Genomic DNA, 17,925 nt, shown 5'->3' with positions numbered 1-17,925 from the left:
CCGCAGGTTGTCGCGCCCGCGGGTCGACAGCGAGCATCGAGATCGACGTCGTTCACGGCTCCGGGCGCCGATGGCGTGAGAGATGTCGATCTCGACGGCCGGCGTCGACAGCACCGCGGCCGCCCGGGGACGCCGCGCCGACCACGAGCGGGTCAGCTGGCGCTGAGGATCACCAGGGGCGTCGTCGTCGGCTGCTGCGAGCCGCCCTGCGGCTCGACGGTCATCGCCAGGGCGTCGCCCGACGAGAAGTCGCCGGCGAGCTGCCGCACGCTGCCGCCGTCGGCGCTGAGCACACCGGCCGAGGCCGCCGCGTCCTTGCTCACCACCCACAGCTGGTACACCTTGCCGTCGCTCAGCGACGGCAAGCCGGTGGCGCTGAAGAGCGCGTCGTCGTCGGTGAGCACGGCCGTGGCTGTGCCACCGCCCTGCACGTCGCCGTGCGCGAGGACCGCGGACGGGTCGCGCAGCACGTCGGCGAGCGCCTGCTGCTGGGTGGTCGCGTGCTCGGCGCGCTGGTGCTGCTGCACCGCGAGCGCGCTCGGGACCGCGGCGCCGACGACGACGGCCGCGGCGAGCGACCACCACCGCTGCGGGCTGCGCGGGCGGGCCGGCGTCGTCGCGGACCGCACGGCCGGGGCTTTCGCGCCGACCGGTTCTGCGTCGGTTCGGTCGGCGCCCGTCGGGCCGGCGCTCGTCGGGGCGGTACCCGTCGAGGCGGCGCTCGTCTGGGCCGCGTGTCGCGGCGTGCGGGCAGTGCCCGACGCCTCCGCGGCGATCGCGCTGAGCACGGACGCCCGCAGGGCGGCGGGGGGCTCGGCGCGCACGGACTCGCCCAGCCGGGCCGCGACGGCCTGCAGCTGGCGGAGCTCGTCAGCCGCCTCGTCGTCGGACGCGACCAGACGCTCGACCGCGCGACGCTCGAGGTCGTCGACCGCGTCGAGGGCATAGGCGCCGAGGAGGGCGCGGGTCTCGTCGTTCTCGCTCACGCCACCACCCCCAAGCAGTCCTTGAGGCGGAGCAACCCGTCGCGGATGCGCGACTTCACGGTCGGCAGCGCAGCACCGAGCGCCTCGGCCACCTCCCGGTACGTCTTGCCGCCGTAGTAGGCGAGCGTCACGGCGCGGTGCTGGGTCTCGGTGAGCGTCTGCAGGCACTCGCGCACGCGGACCTGCTCGAGCATGGTCTCGACCTCGTCGGCGACGACGTCGAACGGCCGCTCGCCGCTCTCGTCGAGCACGCGCTGGTCCCGGTCGCGCTGCGCCTGCACCGACCGCACGCGGTCCACGGCCCGACGATGGGCCAGCGTGACCACCCAGGTACGGGCCGAGCCACGCGCGGCGTCGAACCGTTCCGCGGTGCGCCAGACCTCGACCCAGACCTCCTGCGCGACCTCCGCGGCGTGGTCGGGATCGCGGAGAACCCCGACGCAGGTGCCGAACACCGGCCGCTCGAGCTGGTCGTACAGGCGCGCGAACGCGTCCTGGTCACCCGCCGCGACGGCGGCAAGCAGCTCAGGAGCGTCGCTCATCGATTCGGAAGCCTGCACCACGCGCGCCAGTGTGCCGCACGGGCGGGCACCTCGCCCGCGCGACGTGCGGGGCGCGCCGATGGGGGCGAGCAGCAGCAGCACGGAAATCCTTCGCTCGGTCGGCGGAAACATCAGGTCGACCAAGGTTCGACGCCGTCCGACGACCGGATGGGTCGCCCGCCAATATCACCCCACCACTCGACGCGCCATCGGGAGCCGCGACCGCGTGAGCACGTACGCGCCGCCCATCGCCAGCACCGGCACGCCGACGACGATCGCGGCAAGCGCCGGCCACGGCACGACGAGATGCAGCACCGGCACGAGGCGGCTGCCCGTCTGGTGCAGCGCCAGCACCAGGACGCCGCCGAGCAACAGCCCGGTGACGGCACCGAGCCCCACGCCGACGACCACGACGACGCCGGCCTGCGCCGCAGCGACGCGACGTCGGGTGCGCGGGCCGGCACCGATCGCGCCGAGCGTCGCCAGGTCGGGCCGGAACTCCGCGGCAGCCAGCGCCATCGCGAGCGCCGTCGCGCCGAGGCCCACCACGACGGCACCGGCGACGAGGATCAGCAGCACGACCGGCGTGGAGCCGTGGTACCCGGGCTCGACCCCGACGACGGCCTGACGCGCGAGAGCCGTCTCGGCGGCCTTCTGCTCGTCGTCCGTCGGCATCCTCGTGGTCGACGCGACCACCCCGGCCTCGACGGCCGACATCCCCAGCGCCGTCGCGTCGGCCTCGTTGACGAGGACCTCGAACTGCCCGAGCCCAGCGACCAGGCGAGCGGGGGCGACCAGCTCGGCCGTCGGCTGCAGGCCGACGACATCACGCTCCGCAACCGCGTACAGGTGGACGGTTCCGTCGGGCCAGATCGCGTCGGGTCGGGTCACGAGCACCGTCCCCTTCGCGACGGCCTCGCCCAGGGCCACGTCGCCCCCTTCGAGCGCCTCGGCAGCACTCCCGTCGTCGACGATCGCCGTCGGCAGGTACGTCTGCCCGGGCGCCTGGAAGCTCACGGTCGACGGCATGCGGTCCCCGTACAGGTAGCAGCGACCGCCCGCTTGCTGCGGGTCGACGAGGACCTTCTCCATGGCCGGGCATCCGAGCGCCGGCCGGGGTGCGGGCACGAGAAACGCGCCGTCAGCATCGGCGGGCACGGCGGTCCGCAGGATCGCAGACGAACCGACCGGCAGGGCGCCGCGCAACGCGCGCTCGACCGCGGTCGAGTCAGGCTGCGGCGAGTCAGGGAGCGGGTTGCCGAACGGGTCAGTGGGCGAGTACGCGACCATCACCGTGCCGACGGCTCCGCTCGGACGGTAGATCGCCTGCTCCGCGGCGCCGCTGGACTGCGCGTAGACGGCACCCGCCACGATGCCCGCGACGGCGGCGATGACCGCTGCGATCGCCGGTGCCGTCCTGCCCCGCTGCCGCGCGGCGTCGCGCATCGCGATCCTCGCGGCCACGCCCGCGCGCGGCGCGAGCCGCCCGACGAGCGTGACCAGCCCTCCGGCCGCCACGACGACGCCCACCTGGATCGCGACCGGGCCTGCAACGAGCAGTGCAGGCGTCGTCTGGAGCGCGCCCACGACCGCGGCCACGAGCCCGCCGACCACCAGCCCGATCCCCACCAGCGGAACCTTGGGGTGAGGCCTCGCCTCGACGCGCCGACCTCCGAGCGCCGCCACCACGTCCATCCGCGTGGCCCGACGCGCAGGCAGCCAGGACGCGGCCGTCGCGACGACCGCCCCCACCACCACGAATGCCACGCACAGCAGCCACGGCACGCGCAGCTCAGGGAACGCCGTCGAGCCTCGCGCTACGAGAACGCCTCGAACCAGCACCGCGCCGACGAGCCCGACGACGGCTCCGACCAGCGACGCGGCCAGGCCGGTGATCAGGCCCGTCAGCACCACGACGGACCGCATCGTCCCCTGGTCACCACCGCAGGCCGCGACGAGCGCGAGCAGCCGCTCCACCCGGCGCGCCCCCACGGCGAACGCCGGGCCGACGATCAGCACCGCCTCCAGCACACCCATCACCGCCGCCGCACCGAACAGTCCGATCACGGCCCCATCGAGCCGAGGCGCTGCTACCGAGATCCCGAAGCTCGGCGGGTGGTCGAGCACGGCACGGCTCACGACCCGCAGCCCGTGCTCGTTCAGTGCCTCGACCTCCGCCCAGGTGACCGGCGTCGAGCCCACCACCGACCACGTGGTGCCGTTGGCGAAACCGTCGGCCAGGAATCCGACGGCGAGCGAGCCGTGGTTCCCGATCCCGGTCACGGTCAGGGTCGATGCCGGGCCGCTCTCGGCTCGCGCGGTGACCCGGTCACCCACGTCGACGCCGAGCTCGTCCGCCTCGTCGACGGCGAGCAGGATCTGCCCGGTGCCGCTCGGCGCGGATCCACGTACCACCTGGCCCGCCGCCAGCACAGGCGAGGCTCTGTCCGCGGAGCGGATCGTGGTCGCGTGCACGAGCTCGCGTCCGTGCGCGCCGAGGACCACGACGCGCTGGTCCGTTCGCACGACCGTGCCCCCCACCACGTCGGCGATCACGCGGCCCTGCTCGGTCGGGCTGGGCCTCTGCGTCCACTGCGACAGGACGTCGACCCGCTGTCCCACCGGGTCCTGCCGGACCGGTCCCGTCCCGTAGTCGTCGATCACGGCCTGCGCGCCTCCGAGTGCGGCGCGCGCCGCGTGCTCCGGCGACTCCATGCTGGACTGCGCCAGCACCGCTCCCCCGACGCCCCCCAGCACCGGCAGGCCGATCATCGCCGCCACCAACGCCGTGCGCCCCTTGCTCCGGACGGCGTCGCGACGGGCGATGCGGGCGGCGGGGCGCAGGGTGCGCCACCAGTGCCTCACCGACGGGTCCCCGCGAGCAGGGACTCGGGTCCCCCGCGGGTGCCGGTGCCGTCGACGACGACCCCGTCCCGCAGGAAGATCGTGCGGTCGGCCCACGCGGCGAACCGCGGCTCGTGGGTGACCAGCAGGCCGGCGGCGCCGGCGTCGATGCGCGCACGCAGCACGCGCATGATGTCCTCGCCGGTCGCGGAGTCGAGCGCGCCGGTGGGTTCGTCGGCCAGGACCAGGCGGCGCGGCCCGACGAGGGCGCGGGCGATCGCGACGCGCTGCTGCTGGCCGCCGGACATCTCGTCGGGGAACCGGTCCGCGAGCGCCTCGACACCAACCTCGCGCAGCGCCGCGCGGGCCTCGCGGCGGGCGGTGCGCCCGGAGATGCCGTCGAGCTCGCGGGGCAGCGCGGCGTTCTCGGCTGCCGTCAGGGCGGGGATGAGGTTGAAGTCCTGGAAGACGTAGCCGACGCTGCGGCGCCGCAGCCGGGCGCGGGCCTTGAGGTCGAGCGCGTGCAGCTCGTCGCCCGCCAGGGTCACGGCCCCGTCCGTGGGGCCGTCGAGGCCGCCCGCGATGTTGAGTAGCGTGGACTTGCCGGAGCCCGACGAGCCCATCACGGCCACCAGCTCGCCGAGCCGGACGTCGAGGTCGACGCCGGCCAGCGCGCGGACCGCCGTCGGGCCGCTGCCGTGCACGCGCGTGACGCCGCGCAGGCTGAGGACCACCGGGCCCAGCGCGCCCGCTCATCGGTGGGCCTCCGTCCGCGTCTCGGTGGACGCCGGCGCCACGCCCGCGGTCCGGACGGCACGGGCGACGCGGGCCTCGACGTGGTTGAGCCAGCGCACCTCGGCCTCCGCGGCGAAGACGAGGTTGTCGAGCACGAGCGACCACGCGAGGTCGTCGGGCGCGGGACCGGCGGCGGGGATATCGGCCTTGAGTCGCGTCAGGTCGACGAGCGCGCGCATCGTCTCGGTGCGCTGCGCCTGCACCAGCGCGGTCACGTCGACGCCCGGCGCAGTCACGGCCAGCGCGAGCTTGATGCTCAGCTCGTCGCGCGCGGGGCTCGTGCGCTCGACGGGCGTGGCCCACCAGCGCGCGAGCTCGTCGCGACCCGTGGCCGTGGCGCGGTAGAACGCCGGCTCGTCGCCCTGCTCGGCAAGCGGTTCGACGAGGCCGTCGCGGACCAGGCGGTCGAGCGTCGTCGAGACCTGGCCCATGTTGAGCGGCCACGTGCCGCCCGTGCGGTGCTCGAACTGCTGGCGCAGCTGGTACGCGTGCATCGGCTGCTCGGCGAGCAGCGCGAGCATCCCCTGACGGACGGACATCGGGACCTCCTCGGTTACCGGGTAACCGCAAGTTACTGAGTAACTGCGTCGGGGTCAATCACCGGCACGCCGCGCGTCGGCGACGTACCGTGCGGCCATGGGATCCCTCCGCCGTCACGGCCCGGCGCTCGCGCTCGCCGCCCTGCTCGCCACGTCCGGCACCGTCCACCTGGTCCGCCCGAAGGTGTTCCGCCCGCTCATCCCCCGCACGCTCGGCGACCCGGACCCGTGGGTGCTGGGCAGCGGCGTCGCGGAGCTGGCGTGCGCGGGTGCGCTGGCCATCCCAGCCACGCGTCGCGCGGGCGGACTCGCGTCGGCCGCGTTGCTGGTCGGCGTCTTCCCGGGCAACGTCACGATGGCCGTCCGCTCACGGCCTGACGCCCGCTCGTGGGCCGGCAAGCCCGCCGTCGCGTGGGCGCGCCTGCCGCTGCAGGTGCCGCTGGTGGCGTGGGCCTGGTCGGTGGCGAGCAAGGCTCGCTAGCTCGGGGTGTGCCCGACAACTTTTTCCCTCGCTGGTGTCGGTGGTGTGCGACAGACTGCCGCGATGGATGACAAGGCGAACCTGCACGACTACCTGCGCACTGCCCGCTCCGACCTGCTCGGCAAGCTCGACGGTCTGAGCGAGTACGACGCCCGACGGCCGCTGACACCCACCGGCACCAACCTGCTCGGCCTGGTGCGGCACGTCGCCACCACGCAGCTCGGCTACTTCACGGACACGTTCGGGCGCCCGTCGGGCGTCGACCAGCCGTGGGCGGACTTCGACGCGGACCCGGACGGTGACATGTGGGTGCCGGCCGACGAGTCGCGCGCGTCGGTCGTCGAGTTCCACCACCTGTCGGCGCGGCTGTCCGACGAGGCCATCGATGCCCTTCCGCTCGACGCACCCGGCGAGGTGCCGTGGTGGTCACCCGAGAAGCGGGCCGTGACCCTCCAGCAGATCCTCGTCCACATGCTGGCCGAGACGGCTCGCCACGCGGGCCACGCGGACATCCTGCGCGAGCTCATCGACGAGCAGGTGGGGCGGCGCGCGGACGACCCGAACATCCCCGACCGGACCGCCGCCGACTGGAGCGCGTACCGCGAGAAGCTGGAGCAGGCCGCCCGGCGAGCGGCTGAAGCATGACCGAACCGCCCGGGCTGCACCGAGCAGCAACCGGCGAGAGCATGGCGGGATGACCGAGAACGAGGGGCAGATGGATCAGGCGCAGATCAACGCGCACGTGATCGAGCAGTTCCGCGCGGGCGGCGAGATCGACGGTATGCACCGCGAGCGCCTGGTGCTGCTGACGACGACGGGCCGCTCGTCGGGCGAGGAGCGCACCGCGCCCATGATGTTCCACGTCGACCCCGGGCCCCCGGCCCGGCACGTGGTCATCGCCTCGAACATGGGTGCCCCGCGGGACCCGGGCTGGTACCTCAACCTGGTCGCCGACCCGCAGGTGCACGTGGAGCTCGCGGACGAGGAGTTCGACGCGACCGCTGTCGTCCTCGAGGGCGAGGAGTACGACCGCCTGTGGGCCGACATCACCGCCGCCAACCCGTTCTTCCTGGACCACCAGGCAAAGACCGAGCGGACGATCCCCCTCGTCGCGCTCGAGCGCTCGTGACCCGCCTCTGACCTGCCCCGACGCCACCTGACGCGGTACGGTGCGAGCGTGCCCGACGACTCCCCGACCCCCCGCGTGAGCACGCTCGAGGACGTCGCCGCCGTCGCGGGCGTCTCCCGCGCGTCGGTGTCGCGCGTCGTCAACGGCAAGGCCGGCGTCGCCGCGCACATCGTCGAGGCCGTCAACGACGCCATCGCGAAGACGGGGTACGTGCCCAACCGTGCGGCGCGGGCGCTCGTGACGCGCCGGTCGGACACCGTGCTCGTCGTGGTCTCCGGCAGCGACACCAGCCACTCCGGCCCGTGGGGGCCGGGCGAGGTGCTGGCCGACCCGTTCTTCGGTCGCGTCGCCGGGGGCCTCATGAGCTCGCTGCGGCCGCGTGACGTGCACCCCGTGCTGATGCTCGCCGTCACCGACGAGGAGCGCAGCCGCGTCGTGTCGTACGTGCGCGAGGGCAGCGCCGACGGCGTCCTGCTCGTCTCGGCGCAGGCCGGCGACCCGCTCCCCCAGCTGCTCACCGACGCGGGGATCCCGGTCGTCCTGTTCTCCCGCCCCGACCACCCGCTGCCGCTCAGCTACGTCGACGTCGACAACCTGGCGGGTGGCGCGCTGGCCGCGGACAGACTCGTGTCGCGCGGGTGTCGCAGCGTCGGCATCGTCACCGGCCCGCTCGACATCCCCGGCGCCGAGGACCGCCTCATCGGCTTCCGCGAGGCGATGGCCCGCCACGGCGTGGCCTACGTCCCGTCGGTCGCCGGCACGTTCTCGGTCGAGAGCGGGTCCGCGGCCATGGCCCGCCTGCTGACCGAGCACCGCGTGGACGGGGTGTTCGCGTCCAACGACAACATGGCGGTGGGTGCGATCCTCGCGGCGCAGGAGCGGGGGCTGACCGTGCCGGACGACGTCGCGGTGGTGGGGTTCGACGACAGCACGTCGGCGCTCATGTGCCGCCCGACGCTCACGACGGTCCGGCAGCCGATCGAGACGATGGCCGCGGAGATGGCGCGGCTGCTCCTGGCACAGCTCGACGAGCCCGGCGGGCGCCCGAGCGCGGCGATCTTCGACCCGACACTGGTGGAGCGCGGTTCGGCCTGACCGCTAGTTGCTATCGATATTCGTTCTCGTTTAAAGTGGCGGCACGCCGCTGATCCCGTCGGCGTCCCCCACCGCTAGGACGCGCACCGCCATGACGAGGACCACCACGCTGCTCGCAGCCACCACCGCGGTCGCCCTCGCGCTCGGGCTCGCGGCCTGCTCGTCGGGCGACGCCACCGCGGCCGGCAACGGCGACGGGACCGTCGCCGTCGTGACCTCCACCAACGTCTACGGCGACATCGCGTCCCGCGTGGGCGGCGACCGGGTGAGCGTGACGTCCATCGTCGACGACCCCGCCGCGGACCCGCACTCGTTCGAGCCGAGCGCGCACACCCAGCTCCTGCTGTCGAAGGCCGCGCTCGTGGTCGAGAACGGCGGCGGGTACGACGACTTCGTCGACACGATGCTCGACGCGGTGAGCACGGACCCCGTCGTGGTGAACGCGGTCGACGTCTCCGGCAAGACCGCCGCCGCGGGCGAGGAGCTCAACGAGCACGTCTGGTACGACTTCAGCTCGATGGCCAAGGTGGCCGACGTGATCGCCGACGAGCTCGGGACGATCGACCCCGATCACGCCGCGACGTACACCGCGAACGCGGCGTCGTTCGGTGCCGACATCGACACGCTCGTCGCGGGCAGCGACGCGATCAAGGCCGCGCACGGCGGCGAGGGCGTCGCGATCACCGAGCCCGTGCCGCTCTACCTGCTGGAGAACGCCGGCCTGGTCGACAAGACGCCCGAGGCGTTCTCCGAGGCGATCGAGGAGGAGACCGACGTCCCGCCGACGGTCCTGCGGGAGACGCTCGCGCTGTTCACCGACCACGCCGTCAAGGCGCTCGTCTACAACGAGCAGACCACCGGCTCCCAGACCGAGCTCGTGCTCGCAGCGGCCAAGAAGTCCGGCACGCCCGTGGTCCCTGTCACCGAGACGATGCCGGAGGGCACAGACTACGTCTCGTGGATGACGGCGAACCTCGACGCGGTGAGCAGCGCGCTGGCGTCGTGAGCACCCCCGCCCCCCTCGCCCTGACGGGCGCCGGGCTCGCGTACGGCGAGCGCAGCGTGTGGTCCGGCCTGGACCTCACCGTCGGCGTCGGCGAGTTCCTCACGGTGCTCGGCCCCAACGGCTCGGGCAAGACGAGCCTGCTGCGCGCGATCCTGGGCCTGCAGCCGCTGACGGCCGGTCGCCTCGAGATCCTCGGACGCCCCGCGCGACGCGGCAGCAAGGCCGTCGGCTACATCCCGCAGCAGCGCCTCATCGACCCAGCGACGCCCGTGCGTGCCCGCGACCTGGTCCGGATGGGCATCGACGGCGACCGCTGGGGTCCAGGCGCGCGGTCGCACCGGGCGCGCGTCGACGAGCTGCTCGCGGCCGTCGGCGCCACGCCGTACGCCGACGTCCCCCTCGGGCTGCTGTCCGGCGGGGAGCAGCAGCGCGTCCGCATCGCACAGGCGCTCGGCACGAGCCCCGCGCTGCTGCTGTGCGACGAGCCCCTGCTGTCGCTGGACCTGCGCCACCAGCACGAGGTGACGGCGCTCATCCACCAGACGCGGGAGGCGACCGGGACGGCCATCGTCTTCGTCACGCACGAGATCAACCCGGTCCTGCCGTGGACGGACCGCGTGCTCTACCTCGCCCCCGCGGGCCACGCGATCGGCGCACCCGACGGGGTGCTGACCTCGGCCAACCTCACCGAGCTGTACGGCACGCCGGTCGAGGTGCTGCGCTCGCAGGGCCGCGTCCTGATCGTCGGCGGCGACGAGCACACCCACCACGTCGACGAGGCCCACGAATGATCGCCCAGCTCGCCGCCTCCACGGTCGCCACCTCCACCCTCACCGCCTCCGGTGACGACTGGTGGAACCGCATGTTCAACTTCGACGACTACGGCGAGCTGCTCTCGCTCGTGCACAACTCGATCATCGCCGGCGCGGTCCTGGGGCTCGTCGGCGGGCTGATCGGCGTCTTCGTCATGCAGCGCGACCTGGCGTTCGCCGTGCACGGCATCAGCGAGCTGTCGTTCGCCGGTGCTGCGGCCGCGCTGCTGTTCGGCATCGACGTGGTCCTGGGCTCAGTGCTCGGCTCGGTCCTCGCGGCTCTGCTCATCGGCGTGCTGGGTACCCGGGCGCGCGATCGGAACTCGATCATCGGCGTCCTCATGCCCTTCGGGCTGGGCCTCGGCGTGCTGTTCCTGTCCCTGTACCCGGGGCGCGCCGCCAACAAGTTCGGGCTGCTCACCGGCCAGATCGTGGCGGTTGACGACGCCCGGCTGGGCGTGCTGATCGCGATCTCCGCCGTCGTCATCGCCGGGCTGCTGGTGATCTGGCGCCCGCTCACGTTCGCGTCGGTGGACCCCGATGTCGCTGCCGCACGCGGCGTCCCGACCCGCGCCCTGTCCTTCGTCTTCATGCTGCTGCTCGGCCTGGCCGTCGCGATGGCCGTGCAGGTCGTCGGTGCGCTGCTCGTGCTCTCGCTGCTCATCACGCCCGCCGCGGCCGCTACGCAGATCAGCGCGTCGCGGCTCATGGTGCCGCTGCTCAGCGTCGTGTTCGCCGTCACCAGCGCCGTCGGCGGCATCCTGCTGGCCCTCGGCGGCAACGTGCCCATCAGCCCGTACGTCACGACCATCTCGTTCGTGATCTACGTCGTCTGCCGCCTCGTCGGCCGCCGCCGATCCAAGCGCGGCTGGACCCGCCGCGCCACGCCGGCCGCGGCCTGACCGCGCCAGGTCCCGAGCGCGCGTCGCCCGTCTCCACCGCGCGTCGCGCGCCACCCGCGCCCGCGGCGGACGACCCGCGGTCGGCGCACGCGGGTGCCGGCGGGCCGACGAGGTGAGTCAGGCGCGGGCGGAGCGGCAGCTCAGGTGAGGTGGCGGCGGGCGGCCCAGTCGCTGGCAACCATCTGGGTCAGGTCGTGGCGCATCTGCCAGTCCAGGTCGCGGGCGGCGAGCTCGCCGGACGCGACGATGCGCGCCGGGTCCCCCGGGCGCCGGGGCGCGATCTCCGGCGTGAAGTCGACCCCCGTGACCTCGGCGACCGCGGCCATGATCTGCTTCACCGAGACGCCGTCGCCGCTGCCCAGGTTGTAGGCGGGCTCGAGCGTCCGGCCGGCCTCGAGGGCGCGTGCGGCGGCGACGTGGGCGGCGGCGACGTCAGCCACGTGCACGTAGTCGCGCACGCACGAGCCGTCGGGGGTGTCGTAGTCGTCACCGAAGACCTTGGGGGTGCGGCCCGCCGCGACCGCGTCCAGCGCCAGCGGGAACAGGTTGTGCGGGCTCGTGTCGACGACGGACTCGTCGCCCGAGCCGACGACGTTGAAGTACCGCAGGCTCGTGTGCCGCAGCGGCGCGTCGGCGTCGGCGGTCGCGCGCGCCTGGTCGCGCAGCAGCCACTCGCCGATCAGCTTGCTCTCGCCGTAGGGCGACTCGGGCGTCGTCGGCGTGGCCTCCGTGACCTGGGCGACGTCCGGCGTCCCGTAGACGGCGGCCGACGACGAGAACACGAGCGACCCGACGCCCGCCTCCGCCATCGCCGCGAGGACCGACGCGGTGCCCGCGACGTTCTGCTCGTAGGTGTGCAGCGGACGCTGGACGCTGACACCCGCGTACTTGAACCCGGCCAGGTGCACCACGCCGGCGACCGAGTGCTCGCGCATCGCAGCCGTCAGCGCGTCGGTGTCGAGGATCGTCGTGCGCACGAACGGCACGCCGTCCGGCACGAACGACGCGTGCCCGCTGGACAGGTCGTCGACGACCACCACGTCCAGGCCCTGGGCGACGAACGCCCGCACGATGTGCGCGCCGATGTAGCCCGCTCCGCCGGTGACCAACCAGGTGCTCACGTCACTCCTCCGTCTCGACGCGGGCCGCGGCCCCGTCGCCCGTCGCAGCCAGGAACCCCGGCTCCGTCCATCCTCGTCCCGCGAACGCGGCGCTCACGGCCGCGCTGACGGCGCCCGTCGCGTCGGCCTCCACCAGCGCGATCGCCGACCCGCCGAACCCGCCGCCCGTCATGCGGGCGCCGTAGGCACCGGCCGCGCGCGCGGCCTCGACCGCGACGTCCAGCTGCGGGACCGTGACCTCGTAGTCGTCGCGCAGCGAGACGTGCGACGCGTCCATCACGGGGCCGACCTCGCGCACGCGACCGTCGCGCAGCAGGCCGACGAACTCCTCGACGCGCGCGATCTCCGTCACGACGTGCCGCACGCGGCGCCGCACGACGTCGACGTCCACCCGGGTGCCGTCCGGCAGCGTCACGTCCTCGAGGTCGTGCAGCGCGTCGTCGAGCCGGTCCGGCGCGACCTCGCGCAGCGTCGGGACGCCGAGCCGCTGGGCCGCCGCCTCGCACGTCGCGCGGCGCTGGCCGTACTGGCCGTCGACCAGCTGGTGCGGGGCACGCGTGTCGATGACGAGCAGCGCGAGGCCGTCCGCGGCGAGGTCGAACGGGATGTGGGTGCGGCTGCCGTCACGCATGTCCAGCAGCAGGGCGGTGCCGTCGTGCGAGAGCAGCGCGGCGGACTGGTCCATGCCGCCCGTGTTCGCGCCGGCGACCTCGTTCTCGGCGCGGATGCACGCCGCGACGAGCGTCGCGCGCGCGTCGTCGTCGGCGCCCAGACCGAGGTCGAAGACGTCGTCGAACGCCACCGCGAACGCGGACTCGAGCGCGGCCGACGACGACAGGCCCGCGCCGTACGGGACGCACGAGTCGACCGCGGCGCGGTAGGCACCCAGCGTGCGGCCGTCCTGCGCGAGCGCCCAGGAGACGCCGGCGGCGTAGCCGGGCCAGCCGTCGACGCGGCCGGGCCCGACCTCGTCGACCGCCGCCGTCCACACGCCGTCCTCCTGGCGCGAGGTCAGCGCGATCTGCTCGCCCTCGACCGGCGAGAGCGCGACGTAGGTGCGGTGTGCGAGCGCGATGGGCAGGCACAGGCCGCCGTTGTAGTCGGTGTGCTCGCCGATGAGGTTCACGCGACCGGGCGCGGCCCACACGCCGGCGGGTTCGGCGTCGAACGCCTCACGGAAGGCGGCCCGGGCGCGCTCGGCACCGTGGGCGGTGGTCCAGGCGGGGATCTGGTTCATGCGAGCTCCTGCAGACGGGCGGCGATGCGCTCCGGGGTCGTGTCACTGATCCATGCGGCCATGCCGGACTCGACGCCGGCCAGGTACTTGAGCTTCCCGGGGGCGCGCAGCACCGAGAAGATCTGCAGGTGCAGGCGGCCCAGCTCGCGGCCCTCGCCGACGACGGCCTGGTGCCAGCCGGAGATGTAGGGCAGCGGGATCGGCTCGCCGCTGTCCGGGTCGACGAAGAAGCGGTCGAGCCGGCCGAGCAGCGTGGAGTAGGTGGCGGCGAGGTCGTCGCGCTCGTCGTCGGTGAGCGCCGGCAGGTCCAGGACGTCGCGGCGCGGGGCGAGGTGGACCTCGACAGGCCACTTCGCGGCGGCGGGGACGTAGGCGACCCAGTGCTCCGACTCGAGCACGACGCGGACGCCGGCGCGCAGCTCGGCGGCCAGGACGTCGGCCAGCAGGTTCCCGCCCGTGCGGTCCTTGTACTTCCGGGCCTGGCGCAGCATCGCGGTGGTCCGCGGCGTCACGTACGGCAGCGCGTAGATCTGGCCGTGCGGGTGGGGCAGCGTCACGCCGATCTCGCGGCCACGGTTCTCGAAGACGAAGACCTGCTCGATGCCGGGCAGCTCCTGCAGGGCCTGCGTGCGCTGGGCCCACGTGTCGACGATGGTGCGCACGCGCGCGACGGGCAGGTCGGTGAACGACGAGTCGTGGTCGCTGGAGAACACGACGACCTCGCAGCGGCCCGCCGCGGGGCGCACCTGCCACAGGTCGTCGCCGTCGAGCGCGACGGGCTCGAGCGACTCCCCCGGCACCTGCATGAGCGCGGCGAAGCGGTTCTCGAACACGGCCACGTCGTACGCCGTGTCCGGGATCTCGCCGTCGCTGTACGCGGCGCCAGGCTTGGCGGGGCACAGCGGGCAGGAGTCGGCGGCCGGTAGGAACGTGCGGTTCATGCGGTGCGACGCCATGGGGATCCACTCGCCCGTGAGCGGGTCGAGACGCATCTGAGGTCCGACGAACGGCGTCGTCGTGCCGTCGGGGGCCTCGACCGGCGCGAACCGGTCGCCGAGCGGTCGGGGGTCGTCGAGCCGGCGCGTGGCGCCGCCCGACAGGAACGGCTCGGAGTCGTCGACGTAGATCAGCTCGCGCCCGTCGGCCATGCGGGTGGAGGTGAACCGTGGGCCGCCGCCGTGGCGCCCGTCGACGACGGTCGACACCTTCCCGGCGTCCGCGGGAACTGTGTCCCGCGCCTCGTCGCGCTGTGCGCCTGCCACGGTGGACCTCCTGCGTGTTAACGTCAACATGCGTGCACCTCGGAGCGTGTCACGACGGCGACTCCAGTGTCAATTGCAAACCGCTGACCTGCAAGTCGATACCCGGTGCGGCATTTCGCTTGCGCAGCACCTCGCGTGTTCACGTCAACATGACCTAGGCTCTCCGCATGGCCTCGCCCGCGCCCACAGCGACGAACAGCCCGACCGGCGGACGCCGCACGGGCGCCTCGATCGGCGACGTCGCGCGGCTCGCCGGAGTCTCTTCCCAGACGGTGTCCCGCGTGTCCAACGGTGCCACGAACGTGCTCCCCGAGACCCGTCGACGCGTCCTCGACGCGATGGAGCGCCTCGGGTATGCACCCAACCACGCGGCACGGGCGCTGCGGACCGGCAGCTTCGCGGCGATCGGCGTCGTCGTCCACCGCCTCGCCCGCACCGGTGAGTCGAGCACCGTCGACGCCATCGTCGACGCCGCCCGCCGCGAGGGGTACACCGTCAACCTCGTCGACGTGGCGTCCCCGTCGCCCGACGACGTGACGGCGGCCCTGCAGCGCCTGAGCAACCAGAGCGTCGACGGCCTGATCATCGTGCGCGCCGAGACGGCCACGCCCACCAGCCTGTCGCTGCCCGCCCGCACACCGGTCGTCGTCGCGGACTCGCGGTTCGTCGGCCACCACCCCGCCGTCGGCGCCGACCAGGTGGCGGGCGCCGCCGCCGCCGTCCAGCACCTGCTCGACCTCGGCCACCGAACGGTGCACCTGCTGGCCGGGCCGCCCGAGTCCGGACCCGCTCAGTTGCGCGCGCAGGCGTGGCGCACCACGCTCGCCCAGGCGGGCCGGGTCGTCCCCGAGCCGGTCCAGGGCGACTGGTCGGCAGAGTCCGGCTACGCCGCCGGCCGCGCTCTCGCCGCGGACGACGACGTCACCGCTGTGTTCAGCGCCAACGACGAGATGGCGACGGGCCTGCTGCACGCCCTGCACGAGGCCGGCCGCCGCGTCCCCCAGGACGTGTCCGTCGTCGGCTTCGACGACATCCCGCTCGCCTCGCACCTGTGGCCGCCGCTGACGACGGTCCGCCAGGACTTCACGCGCGTCGGCGAGGAGCTGGTCCGCCTCCTGCTGGAGCAGATCCGCAGCCGCGCGACGTTCGTCGACCGCACGGTCGTCGTGCCGGCACCGCTGATCGTCCGCGCCAGCACAGCCCCACCGACCTGACCCGCCCCCCGCGCCACCGCGCGCCGCTCCGCGCCACCGCGCGTCATGCGCCACGACCGCGCATAGCGCGCGACCCGCGCTCGCGCCGACCTGCCCGCGCTCGCGTGGGGGCGGCGGGGCGCAGCGGCACGGTTGGCCGGCCGGGGTGGTGGGTCAGCGCTCCGTGTGGCCCAGGTCCGGGGTGGCGACGAAGGACGCGGTGCCGCGGGCGGCGCCGTGCAGCTCGAGGATCACCAGCTCGTTGTCGTCGGCGCGGACCAGCGGCCCGGGGACGTAGAGGGTGTGCGTGGGGCCGGCGGACCAGTGGCGGCCCAGCAGGGTGCCGTTGAGCCAGACGAGCCCCTTGCCCCAGCCGTCCAGGCGCAGGAAGTGGTCGACCGCACAGGTCGTCGAGAAGGTGGCGCGCGTCAGGACGGGGCCGTCCAGGGGCGCGTCCGCGGACGACGAGGGCGCGGCGGAACGCAGTCGGTCGAGCACCTCGTCGGGCAGCGGGTCCAGACGCAGGCCGCCGACCTCCCAGTCCGTGATCTCGCGCGTCGTGGTCCGCGCCGAGCCGATCAGGCCCTTGGGCTCGCCGATGCGGGGGCCGTAGTTGACGCGGCCCTGGTCCTCGAGGATCACGTCGAGGCGCCCCGCACGGCCAGGCAACGCGAGCGTCGTCAGGCCCTCGGTGCGGCTCAGGGTCCCGAGCGGCTGGCCGTCCAGCAGCACCACGGCGCGGTCGCGCACCTCGTCGACGGACAGGACGCGGTCGTCGTCGCGCACCTGGGTGCGGTAGAGCGTCAGGCCGGACCAGTGGCCGATCTCGTCGGTGGTCGGCAGGTGCGTGAACGCCTTGGGCTCGGTGAGCTGCGGCAGCGCGTCGACGAGCGGCAGGCGCCGGTCGACGGCGACGTCGAGCACGGGCGCCTCGGCCCGTCGGGCCGGCCGCTCCCCCGGCACCGGCGTGTGGCGCGCGAGCACGGAGCGGAACGCGTCGTACTTGGCCGTCGGCGACCCGTCCTCCGCGAGCGGGGCGTCGTAGTCGTAGGACGTGGTGATGGGCAGGTACGTGCCCTTGTCGTTGGCGCCGTTGGTCAGGCCCAGGTTCGTGCCGCCGTGGAACATGTACAGGTTCACCGACGCGCCCGCGCTCAGCAGGACGTCCAGGTCGGCCGCCGCGTCGTCGGGGTCGGTGGTGTGGTGCTGCTCGCCCCAGCTGTCGAACCACCCGTCCCAGTACTCCATGCACATGAGCGGGCCGGCGGGCTGGTGGCTGCGCAGCGTCGCCAGGCGCTCCGCGCTGCGCGAGCCGAAGGTCGCGGTGCGGTGCAGCTCCGGGAGGCCGCCGCGGCCGAGCATGTGGTCGTTGGCCTGGTCGCACGTGGTCAGCGGGACGTCGATGTCACGCTCGCGCATCATCGCGACGAGCGCACGCAGGTAGTCCTTGTCGTCGCCGTAGGCGCCGTACTCGTTCTCGACCTGGACCATCAGCACGGACCCGCCGCGCGTGACCTGCCGCTCGGCGACGACGGGGAGCACGGCATCGTAGTAAGAAGCGATCGCCTCGAGGTAGGTCGGCTCGGACGTCCGCACACCGACGCCGGGCGTCGCGAGCAGCCAGGCGGGCAGGCCGCCGTTGTCCCACTCGGCGCAGATGTAGGGGCCGGGACGCACGATCGCGTGCATGCCCTCGGCGGCGACGAGGTCGAGGAACCGGCCCAGGTCGCGCTGCCCGTCGAGGCGGAACACGCCCCGCTCGGGCGAGTGGAAGTTCCACGCCACGTACGTCTCGATCGTGTTCAGGCCCAGCAGCCGCGCCTTGTGGATCCGGTCGGCCCACAGGTCGGGGTGGACGCGGAAGTAGTGCAGGGCCCCGGACAGGACCTGCATCGGCTCACCGTCGAGCAGGAAGTCGTGCTCGCCGATCTCGAACGAGGGCATGAAGACGCGCTCCTTGGCGTGGAGTGAGGAGAAGAGC

The 17,925-nt window shown here is 73.8% G+C and carries 17 protein-coding genes; 8 read left to right on the top strand and 9 right to left on the bottom strand.

Features of this window, described 5'->3' with window-relative positions; all coding sequences use genetic code 11:
• Positions 1-152: 152 nt before the first annotated feature.
• From IC607_RS15435 to IC607_RS15415, 5 genes are all read right to left on the bottom strand, one after another.
• Entirely contained in the window at positions 153-986 is an 834-nt protein-coding gene (locus tag IC607_RS15435; protein ID WP_191788295.1) for an anti-sigma factor domain-containing protein, read from the bottom strand.
• Positions 983-1,609 carry an ECF RNA polymerase sigma factor SigK gene (gene sigK, locus IC607_RS15430; RefSeq protein WP_370526318.1) on the bottom strand — a complete coding sequence of 209 codons (627 nt, stop codon included), beginning with the start codon at positions 1,607-1,609 and terminating at the stop codon, positions 983-985. Before sigK ends, IC607_RS15435 begins: the two co-directional genes overlap by 4 nt.
• Positions 1,610-1,714: 105 nt before the next feature.
• Entirely contained in the window at positions 1,715-4,393 is a 2,679-nt protein-coding gene (locus IC607_RS15425) for an FtsX-like permease family protein (RefSeq protein ID WP_191788293.1), read from the bottom strand.
• Positions 4,390-5,115, bottom strand: coding sequence for an ABC transporter ATP-binding protein (locus IC607_RS15420; protein WP_225225188.1), 726 nt, complete (start codon positions 5,113-5,115; stop codon positions 4,390-4,392). Before IC607_RS15420 ends, IC607_RS15425 begins: the two co-directional genes overlap by 4 nt.
• Positions 5,116-5,124: 9 nt before the next feature.
• Positions 5,125-5,706 (bottom strand): PadR family transcriptional regulator, encoded by a 582-nt coding sequence (locus tag IC607_RS15415; protein WP_191788291.1) that lies wholly within the window; start codon positions 5,704-5,706, stop codon positions 5,125-5,127.
• Positions 5,707-5,803: 97 nt separating this feature from the next.
• On the opposite strand from IC607_RS15415, the gene IC607_RS15410 reads away from it, so the two are divergent.
• The 7 genes from IC607_RS15410 to IC607_RS15380 all read left to right on the top strand — a co-directional run bounded on the left by IC607_RS15410 (position 5,804) and on the right by IC607_RS15380 (position 11,131).
• Positions 5,804-6,187: a DoxX family protein gene (locus IC607_RS15410; protein WP_191788290.1), complete on the top strand. Its 384-nt coding sequence runs from the start codon at positions 5,804-5,806 to the stop codon at positions 6,185-6,187.
• Positions 6,188-6,250: 63 nt separating this feature from the next.
• Positions 6,251-6,832, top strand: a complete 582-nt coding sequence (locus IC607_RS15405) for a DinB family protein (RefSeq protein ID WP_191788289.1) — start codon at positions 6,251-6,253, stop codon at positions 6,830-6,832.
• Between the two features lie 49 nt (positions 6,833-6,881).
• Positions 6,882-7,316 carry a nitroreductase/quinone reductase family protein gene (locus tag IC607_RS15400; protein ID WP_225225120.1) on the top strand — a complete coding sequence of 145 codons (435 nt, stop codon included), beginning with the start codon at positions 6,882-6,884 and terminating at the stop codon, positions 7,314-7,316.
• 48 nt (positions 7,317-7,364) lie between these two features.
• Positions 7,365-8,411: a LacI family DNA-binding transcriptional regulator gene (locus tag IC607_RS15395; RefSeq protein WP_191788288.1), complete on the top strand. Its 1,047-nt coding sequence runs from the start codon at positions 7,365-7,367 to the stop codon at positions 8,409-8,411.
• A gap of 91 nt (positions 8,412-8,502) precedes the next feature.
• Complete coding sequence (locus tag IC607_RS15390) at positions 8,503-9,417, top strand: metal ABC transporter solute-binding protein, Zn/Mn family (protein WP_191788287.1); 915 nt, start codon at positions 8,503-8,505, stop codon at positions 9,415-9,417.
• Positions 9,414-10,208, top strand: coding sequence for an ATP-binding cassette domain-containing protein (locus IC607_RS15385; RefSeq protein ID WP_191788286.1), 795 nt, complete (start codon positions 9,414-9,416; stop codon positions 10,206-10,208). Before IC607_RS15390 ends, IC607_RS15385 begins: the two co-directional genes overlap by 4 nt.
• On the top strand, positions 10,205-11,131 hold the full coding sequence (locus IC607_RS15380) for a metal ABC transporter permease (protein ID WP_191788285.1): 927 nt from the start codon (positions 10,205-10,207) through the stop codon (positions 11,129-11,131). Before IC607_RS15385 ends, IC607_RS15380 begins: the two co-directional genes overlap by 4 nt.
• A 140-nt stretch (positions 11,132-11,271) precedes the next feature.
• Here the strand turns inward: IC607_RS15380 and galE are convergent, their stop codons facing one another.
• Genes galE through galT form a run of 3 tightly spaced genes read right to left on the bottom strand, consistent with a single transcriptional unit; the run spans position 11,272 to position 14,637 of the window.
• A complete protein-coding gene (gene galE / locus IC607_RS15375) occupies positions 11,272-12,252 on the bottom strand; it encodes a UDP-glucose 4-epimerase GalE (protein ID WP_191788284.1) in 981 nt (326 codons plus the stop codon).
• Between the two features lies 1 nt (position 12,253).
• Positions 12,254-13,489, bottom strand: coding sequence for a galactokinase (gene galK / locus IC607_RS15370; protein WP_191788283.1), 1,236 nt, complete (start codon positions 13,487-13,489; stop codon positions 12,254-12,256).
• Complete coding sequence (galT, locus tag IC607_RS15365) at positions 13,486-14,637, bottom strand: galactose-1-phosphate uridylyltransferase (RefSeq protein WP_191788411.1); 1,152 nt, start codon at positions 14,635-14,637, stop codon at positions 13,486-13,488. The genes galK and galT overlap by 4 nt, the downstream gene beginning before the upstream one ends.
• A gap of 281 nt (positions 14,638-14,918) precedes the next feature.
• Between galT and IC607_RS15360 the strand changes: the two genes are divergently transcribed.
• Complete coding sequence (locus IC607_RS15360; RefSeq protein WP_191788282.1) at positions 14,919-15,965, top strand: LacI family DNA-binding transcriptional regulator; 1,047 nt, start codon at positions 14,919-14,921, stop codon at positions 15,963-15,965.
• A 153-nt stretch (positions 15,966-16,118) separates the two neighbouring features.
• On the opposite strand, the gene IC607_RS15355 is transcribed toward IC607_RS15360, so the two are convergent.
• Entirely contained in the window at positions 16,119-17,888 is a 1,770-nt protein-coding gene (locus tag IC607_RS15355; RefSeq protein ID WP_191788281.1) for a beta-galactosidase family protein, read from the bottom strand.
• Positions 17,889-17,925 lie beyond the last annotated feature (37 nt).

Source organism: Cellulomonas sp. JH27-2 (assembly GCF_014837175.1).
Taxonomy (GTDB): Bacteria; Actinomycetota; Actinomycetes; order Actinomycetales; family Cellulomonadaceae; genus Cellulomonas.
This window is presented reverse-complemented; position numbering and strand designations above follow the sequence as displayed.

Excerpts from the sequence above, each read along its gene's own strand:
- IC607_RS15410 (WP_191788290.1), top strand. The coding sequence starts at position 5,804 with ATGGGATCCCTCCGCCGTCACGGCCCGGCGCTCGCGCTCGCCGCCCTG.
- IC607_RS15400 (WP_225225120.1), top strand. The coding sequence starts at position 6,882 with ATGACCGAGAACGAGGGGCAGATGGATCAGGCGCAGATCAACGCGCAC.
- galK (WP_191788283.1), bottom strand. The coding sequence starts at position 13,489 with ATGAACCAGATCCCCGCCTGGACCACCGCCCACGGTGCCGAGCGCGCC.
- IC607_RS15405 (WP_191788289.1), top strand. The coding sequence starts at position 6,251 with ATGGATGACAAGGCGAACCTGCACGACTACCTGCGCACTGCCCGCTCC.
- IC607_RS15360 (WP_191788282.1), top strand. The coding sequence starts at position 14,919 with ATGGCCTCGCCCGCGCCCACAGCGACGAACAGCCCGACCGGCGGACGC.
- IC607_RS15415 (WP_191788291.1), bottom strand. The coding sequence starts at position 5,706 with ATGTCCGTCCGTCAGGGGATGCTCGCGCTGCTCGCCGAGCAGCCGATG.
- IC607_RS15355 (WP_191788281.1), bottom strand. The coding sequence starts at position 17,888 with ATGCCCTCGTTCGAGATCGGCGAGCACGACTTCCTGCTCGACGGTGAG.
- galT (WP_191788411.1), bottom strand. The coding sequence starts at position 14,637 with ATGGCCGACGGGCGCGAGCTGATCTACGTCGACGACTCCGAGCCGTTC.
- IC607_RS15380 (WP_191788285.1), top strand. The coding sequence starts at position 10,205 with ATGATCGCCCAGCTCGCCGCCTCCACGGTCGCCACCTCCACCCTCACC.
- IC607_RS15390 (WP_191788287.1), top strand. The coding sequence starts at position 8,503 with ATGACGAGGACCACCACGCTGCTCGCAGCCACCACCGCGGTCGCCCTC.